The sequence below is a fragment of the Sphingomonas sp. R86520 genome (genome assembly GCF_042466285.1).
Lineage (GTDB): Bacteria > Pseudomonadota > Alphaproteobacteria > Sphingomonadales > Sphingomonadaceae > Sphingomonas.
Map to the genome: position 1 here is coordinate 3,344,842 of NZ_JAXHBZ010000001.1, position 12,089 is coordinate 3,356,930.

General features: G+C 65.9%; 12 protein-coding genes. 1 reads left to right on the top strand and 11 read right to left on the bottom strand.

Annotated elements, in window-relative coordinates; genetic code table 11:
• Positions 1-28: 28 nt before the first annotated feature.
• The 8 genes from SJY41_RS15280 to SJY41_RS15315 all read right to left on the bottom strand — a co-directional run bounded on the left by SJY41_RS15280 (position 29) and on the right by SJY41_RS15315 (position 6,821).
• The gene (locus tag SJY41_RS15280) at positions 29-601 is read right to left on the bottom strand and encodes a TlpA family protein disulfide reductase (protein ID WP_380783074.1); all 573 of its coding nucleotides are present in this window, start codon (positions 599-601) and stop codon (positions 29-31) included.
• Positions 598-2,745, bottom strand: coding sequence for a methylmalonyl-CoA mutase (scpA, locus tag SJY41_RS15285; protein ID WP_380783075.1), 2,148 nt, complete (start codon positions 2,743-2,745; stop codon positions 598-600). The genes SJY41_RS15280 and scpA overlap by 4 nt, the downstream gene beginning before the upstream one ends.
• Positions 2,746-2,868: 123 nt before the next feature.
• Entirely contained in the window at positions 2,869-3,654 is a 786-nt protein-coding gene (locus tag SJY41_RS15290; protein ID WP_380783076.1) for an enoyl-CoA hydratase-related protein, read from the bottom strand.
• 10 nt (positions 3,655-3,664) lie between these two features.
• Complete coding sequence (mce, locus tag SJY41_RS15295; protein ID WP_380783077.1) at positions 3,665-4,096, bottom strand: methylmalonyl-CoA epimerase; 432 nt, start codon at positions 4,094-4,096, stop codon at positions 3,665-3,667.
• Positions 4,093-4,314: a hypothetical protein gene (locus tag SJY41_RS15300; protein ID WP_133029647.1), complete on the bottom strand. Its 222-nt coding sequence runs from the start codon at positions 4,312-4,314 to the stop codon at positions 4,093-4,095. Before SJY41_RS15300 ends, mce begins: the two co-directional genes overlap by 4 nt.
• Positions 4,311-4,598 carry a hypothetical protein gene (locus SJY41_RS15305; protein WP_380783078.1) on the bottom strand — a complete coding sequence of 96 codons (288 nt, stop codon included), beginning with the start codon at positions 4,596-4,598 and terminating at the stop codon, positions 4,311-4,313. The genes SJY41_RS15300 and SJY41_RS15305 overlap by 4 nt, the downstream gene beginning before the upstream one ends.
• A 54-nt stretch (positions 4,599-4,652) precedes the next feature.
• Positions 4,653-5,159: a hypothetical protein gene (locus tag SJY41_RS15310; protein WP_380783079.1), complete on the bottom strand. Its 507-nt coding sequence runs from the start codon at positions 5,157-5,159 to the stop codon at positions 4,653-4,655.
• A 135-nt stretch (positions 5,160-5,294) separates the two neighbouring features.
• Positions 5,295-6,821, bottom strand: a complete 1,527-nt coding sequence (locus SJY41_RS15315; protein ID WP_380783080.1) for an acyl-CoA carboxylase subunit beta — start codon at positions 6,819-6,821, stop codon at positions 5,295-5,297.
• A 100-nt stretch (positions 6,822-6,921) separates the two neighbouring features.
• On the opposite strand from SJY41_RS15315, the gene SJY41_RS15320 reads away from it, so the two are divergent.
• Complete coding sequence (locus SJY41_RS15320) at positions 6,922-8,316, top strand: short-chain fatty acyl-CoA regulator family protein (protein WP_380783081.1); 1,395 nt, start codon at positions 6,922-6,924, stop codon at positions 8,314-8,316.
• Between the two features lie 132 nt (positions 8,317-8,448).
• Here SJY41_RS15320 and SJY41_RS15325 read toward each other — a convergent pair whose 3' ends face one another.
• From SJY41_RS15325 to purH, 3 genes are all read right to left on the bottom strand, one after another.
• Complete coding sequence (locus SJY41_RS15325) at positions 8,449-9,801, bottom strand: ammonium transporter (RefSeq protein WP_380783082.1); 1,353 nt, start codon at positions 9,799-9,801, stop codon at positions 8,449-8,451.
• 11 nt (positions 9,802-9,812) lie between these two features.
• On the bottom strand, positions 9,813-10,151 hold the full coding sequence (locus tag SJY41_RS15330; protein ID WP_056053652.1) for a P-II family nitrogen regulator: 339 nt from the start codon (positions 10,149-10,151) through the stop codon (positions 9,813-9,815).
• 301 nt (positions 10,152-10,452) lie between these two features.
• Positions 10,453-12,015 (bottom strand): bifunctional phosphoribosylaminoimidazolecarboxamide formyltransferase/IMP cyclohydrolase, encoded by a 1,563-nt coding sequence (purH, locus tag SJY41_RS15335; RefSeq protein ID WP_380783083.1) that lies wholly within the window; start codon positions 12,013-12,015, stop codon positions 10,453-10,455.
• Positions 12,016-12,089: the final 74 nt, after the last annotated feature.

Genomic DNA, 12,089 nt, shown 5'->3' on the forward strand with positions numbered 1-12,089 from the left:
CGCGCGGCGGCGTAACTGGCGCGCGGTGTCACTTGGTGGCCATCGCACGCTTTACGCGCGCTTCGAGCTCGGGCCCGCCGCCGTCGCCGAAGCCATAGGCGGTGTGAACCTGCCGCCCCTTCGCATCGAACAGATAAACGCGCGGAATGCCGACCTTGCCTTCGGGGATATCCTTGATGTCCTTGCCGATGATCTGGCGGTACGCATCGACGTCCGCGACGACGTAGTCGATGTCGCTCATTCCCGCGCGCTGCAGGAACTGCGCGATCTCGGCGGGAGGCTGGGTACGATCGGGACTTCCCTCGCTGCGGTTGATGTAGAGAAAGTTGTAGCCGCTGCTCAAGTCCTTGCGAATCTTGTTCAGATACGGGGCTTCGGCGATGCACGGCGGACACCAGCTCGCCCAGATCGACACCAACGTGGGCTTACCCGGCTTTATGCGCGAGCCGAGCGGGATCGCCTTGCCACCGCGCGTCTTCACCATCACCTGCGCGATCGTAGAGATCGAGCGACCCGTCGTTGGCGCGGTTTCCTGCGCCACGGCAGGCGCGATACTGAAAGCGGTCAGCGCCATCGCCAACACCGTGGTGCGCATGTTCATACCCGTTCCTCTTGCGGTGCCATGTTGTGGCCGAGGAGTTTCAACACGTCCTCGGCGGCCTGGATCAGGTTGGTGCCGGGTCCAAAGATCGCCTGGACCCCGGCATCGCGCAGCGCCTGATAGTCCTGTGCGGGGATAACGCCACCCGCGATCACCTTGATATCCGCGCGGCCCGCCTCGCGGAGATAGCCGATCAGCTCGGGGATCAGCGTCTTGTGCCCGGCGGCGAGCGACGAGGCACCGACGATGTCGACGTCCTTTTCGAGCGCGAGTGCGGCGGCTTCGGCGGGGGTCTGGAACAGCGGGCCTGGCACGATCTCGAAGCCCAGGTCGCCGAACATCGACGAGACGAGGTTGGCGCCGCGGTCGTGGCCGTCCTGACCCATCTTGGCGACGAGCATGCGGGGTTTGCGGCCGAGGCGGCGTTCGGTCGCCTCGACGCCGTCGGTGAGGCGGGTCCAGCGTGCGTCGTCCTCGTACGCGCCGCCGTAGATGCCGGAGACGGGGGTGGGCTGCGTGCCGTAGCGGCCGAACACGTCTTCCATCGCGGAGGATATTTCGCCGAGCGTGGCGCGGGCGCGGGCGCAATCGACGGCGAGGGCGAGGAGGTTCTCGGAGCCCTTCGCACCTTCCCGCAACGCATCGAGCGCGGCCCGGCATGCTGCCTCGTCGCGCGTAGCCTTGACCCGCTCGATGCGTTCGATCTGGCCCGCCCTCACCGCGACGTTGTCCACGTCGAGGATCTCGATCGCGTCCTGTTCGGCGAGCTTGTACTTGTTCACGCCGACGATGACGTCCTCACCGCGATCGACGCGCGCCTGGCGGCCGGCGGCGGCTTCCTCGATCATCGCCTTGGGCCAGCCTGCCGCGACCGCCTTCGCCATGCCGCCCTCGGACTGGATCCGCTCGATCAGGCTCCACGCGCCATCGACCAGGGACTGCGTCAGGCTCTCGATATAATAGCTGCCACCCAAGGGATCGACGACCTTGGTCATCCCCGTCTCTTCCTGGATCACGATCTGCGTGTTGCGGGCAATGCGCGCCGAGAAGTCTGTCGGCAGCGCGATCGCCTCGTCGAGCGCGTTGGTGTGGAGCGACTGCGTGCCGCCCAGCATCGCCGCCATCGCCTCGATCGTGGTGCGCATGACGTTGTTGTACGGGTCCTGCTCGGTGAGCGACACGCCGCTCGTCTGGCAATGCGTGCGCAACATCTTCGAGCGCTCGTCCTGCGCACCCAATTGCGTCATCGCGCGGTGCCAGAGGACGCGGGCGGCGCGGAGCTTGGCGATCTCCATGAAGAAGTTCATGCCGATCGCGAAGAAGAAGCTCAGGCGCCCGGCGAACTTGTCGATATCGAGCCCGCTCGCGACGCCGTATTTCACATATTCCATGCCATCGGCGATCGTGAAAGCGAGCTCGTGGAGCTGCGTCGCCCCCGCTTCCTGCATGTGATAGCCGCTGATCGAGATGCTGTTGAACTTGGGCATCTCGCGGCTGGTGTAGCCGAAGATGTCCGAGATGATCCGCATGCTCGGCTCGGGCGGGTAGATGTAGGTGTTGCGGACCATGAACTCCTTGAGGATGTCGTTCTGGATGGTCCCGTCGAGCAGCTTTCGGTCGACGCCCTGCTCCTCGCCCGCGACGATGAAGAAGGCGAGGATTGGGATCACCGCGCCGTTCATCGTCATGCTGACCGACATTTTGTCGAGCGGAATGCCGTCGAAGAGGATCTTCATGTCCTCGACCGAATCGATCGCGACGCCCGCCTTGCCGACGTCGCCGGTTACGCGGGGGTGGTCGGAGTCGTAGCCGCGGTGTGTCGCGAGATCGAACGCTACCGACAGGCCTTTCTGCCCGGCGGCGAGGTTGCGGCGGTAGAACGCGTTGGAGGCTTCGGCGGTGGAGAAGCCGGCGTACTGACGGATCGTCCAGGGGCGACCGGCGTACATCGATGCGCGGACGCCGCGGGTGAAGGGGGCGAAACCGGGGAGGCCGGGATCGGCGGTCACGTCTTCCGCGGTGTAGAGCGGTTTGACGTCGATGCCCTCGGGGGTTGGCCAGGTTAGGTCGGCGCCCTTTACCTCCTTGGCGGCGAGCGCCTGCCAATCGGCGAGGGTCGGGCCGGTTTCGGGCGTGTCAGTCATTACCTAGTTCCCCGGCGAAGGCCGGGGCCCAGCCCCTCAAACAAATCGCGCGCGAAAGCGCGTTCGATGCTCCGCATCGAGCCTGGGCCCCGGCCTTCGCCGGGGAACGAGAAGTAAAAGTCATCACTTGCCCGTGAACACCGGCTTGCGCTTCGTCAGAAACGCGAGGCCGCCTTCCATCGAGTCCGCAGAGCCGCGCGCGGCCTGTTGGTTCGCCGCCTCCGCCTGCATGGCAGTCGCGTAATCCGTCTCGTACGCAGCCGTGATCGCCCGCCGCATCAAGCCGAGCGCGACCGTCGGCATCGCCGCCAGCCGTTCGGCCAGCACAAACGCCTCGGCATCGAGCGCGTCGTCGGCCACGACCTGGTGGACCATGCCCCAGTCGAGAGCCTTCGCCGCTGGCACCCGCTCGCCGAGCATCATCATCTCGGTCGCCCGCGCGCGACCGATCAGCCGCGGCAGCATCCACGACGCGCCGCCGTCCGGCACCAGCCCGATGTTCACAAACGCCTGAAGGAAATACGCACTTTCGCTCGCGACACAGAAATCGACAGCAAGTGCGAGGCTGCAGCCGATCCCCGCCGCCGGCCCGCGCACTGCGCTCACCACCGGCACCGATAGGTCGGCGATCGCAGCCATCGTCGGATTGTAACTGCCGGTCAGCGCCGCGAACGTCGCCTCGCCCGGATTATCCGAGCCAAGCGCCCCGCCCCCGACATCCGCCCCCGAACAGAACGCGCGCCCTGCGCCAGCGATCAGCACCGCCCGTGCCCCAGCCAGATCAGCCAAAGCCGCGCGCAATTCCTCGAACATCGCCGGTGGCGCTGCGTTCAGCCGATCGGGCCGGTTCAGCGTCAGCACCAGCACGTCGCCGCGCCGCTCGCTCAGAATATGCTCGTACGCGGCCATCAGATCTCTCCTAGTGCGCGCCGGTATCGCCCGGCGTCTCCATCAACTCGACCAGCATGCCGCCAACGTCCTTGGGATGCACGAACACGATCGGCGTACCGTGCGCCCCGATCCGCGGCTCGCCCAACACGGTCGCGCCCTTCGCCCTCAGGTCGGCGACCGCAGCGTGGATATCGACGACTTCGAAACAGACATGATGCTGCCCGCCGGCCGGATTTTTGCGCAGGAACCCAGCGATCGGGGAACTCTCGTCATACGGCTCGATCAACTCGATCTGCGTATTGGGCGCATCGATGAAGCAAACTTTGACACCCTGCGCGGGCAGGTCGAACGGCTCGCCGATCGCGGTGGCGCCCAGCAATGTGCGATACGTCTCGACCGATTTGGCGATCGACGGCGTCGCGACCCCGATATGGTTGAGGCGGCCAAGCGTAGCAGTCATCCTTCGATCCTCGGCTGATCGGGCATGCGGCGCGCCATCGCCGCACCCTCGATGATTCCCTCAAGCCGGCTGACTCGGTCGCGCAATGCGCCATGCGCCTCAGCAAGACGTGCGAGCCGGTCGCCCTGCGCGTGCGCGGCGTCCTTCATCACGCGCAGATCCTCCTGCATCAGCAGGACGGTCCGCATCGCCTTCAATGCATCGCCGACGACGCTCATGCGCGAGGTCTCTCACCGGCCAGGACCGCGTCGACGGCATCGTTGGCGCGCTGGATCGAGGCGATTGTGTCGCGGATATCGGCGCGCATCGCGGGGACGGCAACTTCGACTTCGCGGACGAGCAATGCCAGCGCAGCCTCCTCATCCGCTTCGCCTTCGACGAGGTACCGGGTCGAGGCGGCACGGAGCACGTGGCCAACAGATTTGCCGTTACTCGCTGCGAAGGCATCGAGCGCTGCCTTGTGATCGGGCGAGGTCAGAAACGTCACGCGTTCGGTCTGCATGTCACGACTCCTTATCATGACATGATAATGTGCCGGGGGCCGGGGTACAACGCGTCATTCCGTAGGCGCTGCGGCTGGCTTGGCGGGAAGCGGCGGGACGATCCCGAGCGTGTAGCCGCAGACCCCGAGCACCTGACGGATCATCGCATCGCTTGTCGGCGCGACGAAGTTCGCCTGCACCGCGAAGTTCGCACCGTTGGTAGTTTCAACCCGCACCGTCTTCGACTTCACGAGGAACGTGGTTAGCCTGGTGATCGCCTCGGGATCGGTGACATACGTGCCGGTTCCCGGAAACTGCCAGTTGTAGGTAAACGCCGGGCCGCCATCGAAACGCACGGCGACGGGCTTGTCCGCACCCGACCCAAGCGGCTGCGGCTGGATGAACTGGATCGACACGATGGGCTCGGACGCCACGTCGCACTTCACCACGAACCGGGAGAGACCATCATTGCCGATCACTGCCGCAGAGACGCTGCGGACGCCCGCCGGACTGGTGCGGTCGGTCAGCTTCCAGGCGGGGGCTGGGGCGGCGGCTTGAAGGAGCAGGAGAATCGCGAGCATCATACCTCCGTGCCCGTACGCGTCGTCACCCCAGCGAATACCGGAGTTTCAGCACGCGAACCGGCGCCCTGCCGCTCCAGATCCCAGCTCTCGCTGGAGTGACGGGCGGCAGGCCGGAACGCGTGACGGGCAGGGTCACAGCGGGATGTTATCATGCTTCTTCCACGGATTCTCCAAGGTCTTGCCGCGGAGTTTCCGTAGGCCGAGCGCGATGCGGCGGCGGGTCGAATGGGGCTGGATCACCTCGTCGATGAAACCCTTCGACGCGGCGACGAACGGGTTGGCGAACCGCGCCTCGTATTCCGCGGTGCGCTCGGCGATCTCTTCGGGCGTCTTGCCGCGGAAGATGATCTCGACCGCGCCCTTCGCGCCCATCACCGCGATCTCGGCGGTCGGCCATGCATAGTTCAAATCGCCGCGCAGGTGCTTCGAGGCCATCACGTCGTATGCGCCGCCATACGCTTTCCGCGTGATGACGGTGATCTTCGGCACGGTCGCCTCGGCATAGGCGAACAGGAGTTTCGCGCCGTGCTTGATGATGCCGTTATGCTCCTGCGCAGTGCCGGGCAGGAAGCCGGGGACGTCGACGAAGGTGACAATCGGGATTTCGAACGCATCGCAGAACCGCACGAACCGCGCCGCTTTCTTCGAGCTGTTAATGTCGAGAACACCGGCAAGTACCATCGGCTGGTTCGCAACGAAGCCGACCGTGCGGCCTTCGATCCGGCCGAAGCCGGTGATGATGTTGGCTGCATGCGCCGGCTGCGTCTCGAAGAAATCGCCTTCGTCGACGGTCTTCCGGATCAGCTCGTGCATGTCGTAGGGCTGGTTCGCCGACGCCGGGATCAGCGTGTCGAGGCTCTCCTCGATCCGGTCCCATTCGTCCGCCGTCGGGCGCTCCGGAACGCCTTCCCGGTTCGACGCCGGCAGGAAATCGAAGAAATCGCGCGCCGCAAGCAGCGCTTCGATGTCGTTCTCGAACGCGTTGTCGGCGACTGACGTCTTGGTCGTGTGCGTCACCGCGCCGCCCAGCGCCTCCTGCGTCACGACCTCGTTGGTCACCGTCTTGACCACGTCGGGGCCGGTGACGAACATGTAGCTCGAATCCTTCACCATGAAGATGAAGTCGGTCATCGCGGGGGAATAGACCGCACCGCCAGCACAAGGCCCCATGATCAGCGAAAGCTGCGGCACGACGCCGGACGCGAGCGCATTGCGCTGGAACACCTCGGCATAGCCGCCGAGCGAGGCGACCCCCTCCTGGATGCGCGCGCCGCCGCTGTCGTTGAGACCGATGACCGGCGCGCCGACCTTCAGCGCGGTGTCCATCACCTTGCAGATCTTCTGCGCGTGACGTTCGCTGAGCGACCCGCCGAACACCGTGAAGTCCTGGCTGAAGACGAAGACGAGGCGGCCGTTGATCGTGCCGGAGCCGGTGACGACGCCGTCGCCCGGGATCACCTGGTCCTGCATGCCGAAGTCGACGCAGTTGTGCTCGACATACATGTCGAGCTCCTCAAACGATCCCTCGTCCAGCAGCACGTCAAGGCGCTCCCTCGCGGTGAGCTTTCCCTTGGCGTGCTGCGCTGCGATCCGCTTTAGGCCGCCACCCACTCTTGCGGCTTCGCGGCGGCGTTCAAGCTCTTCGATCGTCGATGACATCGTCTCTCCGTCCTGCTGATTGCCTTCACAGAGCGGGATGCGATGCGCAAATGCAATGTTGCAAACTTGTATGCGATATGTTTGCAAACTAGGCGGAAGGATGACCCTGCCCGCACGCCGCCTCTTCGTCGGACACCGCCTGCGCGACCTTCGCCGTGTCCTCGGCATCAGCCAGGCAGCGATGGCCGCGCGGATCGGGCTGTCGGTGAGCTATCTGTCGCAGATCGAGAATGGCGACCGTCCGGTAACCGAGGGCGTGCTGATCACACTGGCGCGGGAATTTCCCGCAGACTGGGGCAGCATCGATGCGGCCGACGATACCGCGCTGCTGGTCGCGACGCTGGAGGCGGTGTCGGACACCAGTGTCGAGGCGCCAGCGCTCGACGAAACGGCGGTACGGCGGGCGGTGAAGCATCAGCCGCTGTTGGCACAGCGTCTGGTCGCGATGCACGATGCGTATCGGCGCGCGCAGGAGCAGTTGCGCGCGCTCGACGATCGGATCGTGGCCGGTTCCGGCGCGCCGGGGTTGCTGCCGTGGGAGGACGTACGCGACTGGTTTCATGCAGCGGGCAATTACGTCGATACGCTGGATCGCCGTGCAGAGGAGATCGGTGAGACGTTGGGGGCGGACCGGATCGCAGCGCTCGAGGCCCGACTGGCCGCGCGAGGCGTGTCGGTCGCAATCTCCGGCGCACTCGCCGCACCTTTGCGCGACTATGATGGCGCGACCTTGCGGCTCGACGGCTCGCAACCCGGCGAGACCACCTTGTTCTCGCTCGCACACCAGGTCGCACGACACGAGTTCGGCGACGTCATCGAGGGGATCGTCGCGGCGTCGGAGATGGCGTCGGAAACCGCGCGCGCGCTGCTGGCAGCGGGACTGACCAATTACGCGGCAGGGGCGATCATGATGCCCTACGCGCGCTTCCGGACAGAAGCGCGCACCGTCCGCCATGACATCGACCGGCTGCGGCGGATCTTCGGGACCAGCTTCGAGCAGACGTGCCACCGGCTGTCGACGCTGCAGCGACCGGGCGCACTCGGCATTCCGTTCTTCTTTTGCCGCGTCGACATGGCGGGGAACATCACCAAGCGGCATTCCGCCACGCGGCTGCAGTTCGCGCGGTTCGGGGGGGCGTGCCCGTTGTGGATCGTGCATGAGGCGGTAGCGATCCCGGACCGGATTCTCACGCAGTTGATCGAGACGACCGACGGCATCCGCTACGTCTCGATGGCGAAGGGGCTGGTGAAACCATCCGACACGTACACGCGGCCGGCGCGGCGCTATGCGGTAGCGCTGGGCTGCGAGGAGGCGAACGCGTCGGAGTTCATCTATGCGGACGCGCTGGGCACGGGCGGGATCGCGACACCGATCGGGTCCTCGTGTCGTATCTGCCTGCGTACGGACTGCGACCAGCGCGCCTTTCCGCCGGCGGCGAGTGAGATACGCGTCGATCCTGACCGGCGCGGCGCAGTCCCGTACGAGGTCGTCTAGAACCGCCGCCGCGTAGTCGATCAAAGTATCGCTCCGGCGACCGACAAAAAAGGCCCGGTGTGTTTCCACACCGGGCTTAGGATGTCCGCAGGAGGAACGTCGTGGGTGTGGGCTCGGTTGGCCCGCTACCGATTAGTTGTAGGCGCGTTCGCCGTGTTCGCCGATGTCGAGACCCTCGTGCTCGACTTCCGGCGAGACCCGCAGGCCAGTCACAGCCTTGGCGATGAAGATCGCGATTGTGGTGCCGACTGCGGCCCAGATGATCGTCACGACCACTGCCTCGAGCTGCACCAGCAACTTGGCGCTCATCACGTAGTCCGCTGGGCCAGGGCCGCCGAGCGACGGGGCATAGACCACCGCGGTACCGATTGCGCCGATCATGCCGCCGATGCCGTGGATCCCGAAGGCATCCAAGGAGTCATCATAGCCGAGCATTGGCTTGAGCTTCGACACCGCCATGAAGCAGACGATCGAGGCGATCGCGCCGAGGATGATCGCGCCGAACGGGCCGGAGTTACCAGCAGCAGGCGTAACTGCGACGAGGCCGGCGACGATGCCCGAGCAGAAGCCGAGCGCCGAACCCTTGTGACCCGAGAGCTTCTCGGCGAGCATCCAGAACAGGCCGGCAGAGGCCGTGGCGACGAACGTGTTGAGCATCGCGAGCGCGGCCGAACCATTCGCCTCGAGTGCGGAGCCCGCGTTGAAGCCGAACCAGCCGACCCAGAGCAGCCCGGTGCCGATGCCGGTCATGACCAGCGAGTGCGGTGCCATCGGCTCCTTCGGGTAGCCGATGCGCTTGCCGAGGATCAGGGCTGCGACCAGCGCCGAGACACCGGCGTTGATGTGGACCACGGTACCGCCGGCGAAATCGAGCGCGCCCGCCTTGAAGAAATACCCGGTCGAAGCCCATACCATGTGTGCGACCGGAAGATACACGATCGTCAGCCAGACCAGGCCGAAGACCATCACCGCTGAGAACTTCATGCGCTCGACGACCGAGCCCAGAACCAGCGCGATGGTGATCGCGGCAAAGGTCATCTGGAAGCAGATGAAGACATATTCGGGGATTTCGACGCCGGCAGTGAAGGTCGCCGCCTGCGATGCCGGCGTGACACCGGCCAGGAACAGCTTGCCGAAGCCGCCGATGAAGTTGCTGAGCAGTGGGCTGCCATTGTCGCTGCCGAGTGCCAGCGAATAGCCCCACATCACCCAGATGAGCATCGCGAACGCCGCGACGGCGCCAATCTGCGTCATGGTCGACAGCATGTTCTTCGACCGCGTAAGGCCGCCGTAGAACAACGCGAGACCCGGCAGGATCATCATCAGGACGAGGATCGTCGAGGTCATCATCCAGGCGGTGTCGCCCTTGTTCACGGTCGCCACGACCGGCGCCGCTGCCGCCTGAGCCCATGCGGGTGCGGCGGCGATCATCGTCGCCCCGAACCCCAGAGCCGCGATGGCGGCCTTCTTTACGTCATGCTTCATCTCGTCCCCCCTCAGAGCGCTGAATCGTCGGTTTCGCCGGTGCGGATGCGCACCGCCTGGCCGACATCGAGCACGAAAATCTTGCCGTCGCCGATCGCGCCGGTGTTCGCCGATGCCTGGATCGCCTCGACCACGCGGTCGGACAGGCTGGCGGCGCAGACCACCTCGATCTTGATCTTCGGCACCATGTTGGTGCTGTACTCGGCCCCGCGATAGATCTCGGTCTGACCCTTTTGACGGCCGAACCCCTTGACCTCGGTGACCGTCATGCCCGCCACGCCGATCGTGGTGAGCGCTTCGCGCACCTCGTCGAGCTTGAACGGCTTGATGATGGCAATGACGAGTTTCATCGCGCCCCTTCCCCTTGTTACGGGAGGTGCCTCGCAATGTGCGTGCCAGTTGCGGTGTGGAGGGGTGGGAAGTGCTCGGCGAGCGGGCAGCGGGGAATTGTGGGTTAAAACTTGTGCAGTGCGATGCTGGTGCTTGAAAAACGGGCACCTCCCCCGTCATGCCGGGCTTGTTCCGGCATTCACCGATCGGCGTACTCGCCAGCGTTTGGTTTGCGGGACCGTGGATGCCGGAACGAGCCCGGCATGACGGAGTGGGTGGGGGCGACGGGGTTTGCTTGCCCCCGCCGGCCCCATGCCCAACTCAGTGGCGGAAGTGGCGCATGCCGGTGAAGACCATCGCGAGGCCGGCTTCGTCCGCTGCGGCGATGACGTCGGCGTCGCGGATCGAGCCGCCGGGCTGGATCACCGCTGTCGCACCGGCCTCTACCGCGGCGAGCAGGCCGTCGGCGAAGGGAAAGAATGCGTCGGAGGCGACCGCCGAGCCGATCGTGCGCGGGGTGGACCAGCCGGCCTTCTCTGCCGCATCCTTCGCCTTCCATGCGGCGATGCGTGCGGATTCGAGGCGGTTCATCTGGCCGGCGCCGATGCCCGCGGTGCTGCCGTCCTTCGCGTAGACGATCGCGTTGGACTTGGTGTGCTTGGCGACGGTCCAGGCGAAGCGGCAGTCGAGGAGTTCCTGCTCGGTCGGCTGGCGCTTGGTGACGACGGTCAACTCGCCGGGCGTACCGTTGTCGCGACCCTGGACGAGCCAGCCGCCGGCGATCGACTTGGCCGTCAAGCCAAGGCGGGCGGGATCGGGGAGGTCGCCGGTTAGCAGCAGGCGGAGGTTCTTCTTGGCGGCGAACAGCGCGATCGCCTCCTCGTCGGCATCGGGGGCGACGACGACTTCGGTGAAGATGCCGGTTATCTGGCGCGCTGTTTCGGCGTCGAGCGTGCGGTTCACGGCAATGATGCCGCCGAACGCCGACACCGTGTCACAGGCGAACGCCGCAGCATAGGCGTCGGCGAGCGTGGCGGCGGTGGCGACGCCGCAGGGGTTGGCGTGTTTAACGATAACTACGGAGGGGGCGGCGTCGCGGAATTCGGCGATCAGCTCGAGTGCGGCGTCGGCGTCGTTGAGATTGTTGTAGCTGAGCGCCTTGCCCTGGAGCTGGCGGGCCTGGCCGATGCCGCGGACCGAGTCGGTCGCGGTGTAGAAGGCGGCGGACTGGTGGGGGTTCTCGCCGTAGCGCAAGCTGTCGCCGCGCTTGAGCGTGATCGGCAGGGTGGCGGGAAACTGCTCCGCCTGGTCGACGGTGCCGAACCATGTTGCGATGGCGGAATCGTAGGCGGCGGTGGTGGCGAAGGCCTTTGCGGCGAGTTTCTTGCGGTCGTCGAGCGTGGTCGTGCCGCCCGAGACGAGCGCGTAGTCCGCAGGGTCGGTGACGATCGCGACATAGGCGTGGTTCTTGGCCGCCGAGCGCACCATGCTCGGGCCGCCGATGTCGATGTTCTCGATCACGGTGTCGCGGTCGGCGCCCTTCGCGACGGTGGCCTCGAACGGGTAGAGGTTGACGATGACGAGGTCGATCGCGCCGATCTTATGCTCGGCCATCGAGGCGGCATGGCCGGCGTCGTCGCGCACCGCGAGCAGGCCGCCATGGACCATCGGGTGGAGCGTCTTGACGCGGCCGTCCATCATTTCGGGGAAGCCGGTGAGTTCCGACACGTCGCGGACTTCGAGACCGGCGGCGCGGAGGGCGGTGGCGGTGCCGCCGGTCGAGACGAGCTCTACGCCGTTTGCGGCCAGCGCCTTGCCGAGATCGACGATCCCGGTCTTGTCGGAAACGGACAGGAGCGCGCGCTTGATCGGGATGCTGGTCATGGGAGTCTTTCGTGTTCCGGGGAGGCCACCGTGCGGCGGTGCCTTAGCGTCGGTTGGGGTTTGGGAACAGAGCT

Coding starts and splice junctions, on each gene's coding strand:
- SJY41_RS15320 (WP_380783081.1), top strand. CDS start 6,922: ATGACCCTGCCCGCACGCCGCCTCTTCGTCGGACACCGCCTGCGCGAC.
- SJY41_RS15280 (WP_380783074.1), bottom strand. CDS start 601: ATGAACATGCGCACCACGGTGTTGGCGATGGCGCTGACCGCTTTCAGT.
- SJY41_RS15310 (WP_380783079.1), bottom strand. CDS start 5,159: ATGCTCGCGATTCTCCTGCTCCTTCAAGCCGCCGCCCCAGCCCCCGCC.
- scpA (WP_380783075.1), bottom strand. CDS start 2,745: ATGACTGACACGCCCGAAACCGGCCCGACCCTCGCCGATTGGCAGGCG.
- SJY41_RS15305 (WP_380783078.1), bottom strand. CDS start 4,598: ATGCAGACCGAACGCGTGACGTTTCTGACCTCGCCCGATCACAAGGCA.
- purH (WP_380783083.1), bottom strand. CDS start 12,015: ATGACCAGCATCCCGATCAAGCGCGCGCTCCTGTCCGTTTCCGACAAG.
- SJY41_RS15300 (WP_133029647.1), bottom strand. CDS start 4,314: ATGAGCGTCGTCGGCGATGCATTGAAGGCGATGCGGACCGTCCTGCTG.
- SJY41_RS15325 (WP_380783082.1), bottom strand. CDS start 9,801: ATGAAGCATGACGTAAAGAAGGCCGCCATCGCGGCTCTGGGGTTCGGG.
- mce (WP_380783077.1), bottom strand. CDS start 4,096: ATGACTGCTACGCTTGGCCGCCTCAACCATATCGGGGTCGCGACGCCG.
- SJY41_RS15315 (WP_380783080.1), bottom strand. CDS start 6,821: ATGTCATCGACGATCGAAGAGCTTGAACGCCGCCGCGAAGCCGCAAGA.
- SJY41_RS15330 (WP_056053652.1), bottom strand. CDS start 10,151: ATGAAACTCGTCATTGCCATCATCAAGCCGTTCAAGCTCGACGAGGTG.
- SJY41_RS15290 (WP_380783076.1), bottom strand. CDS start 3,654: ATGGCCGCGTACGAGCATATTCTGAGCGAGCGGCGCGGCGACGTGCTG.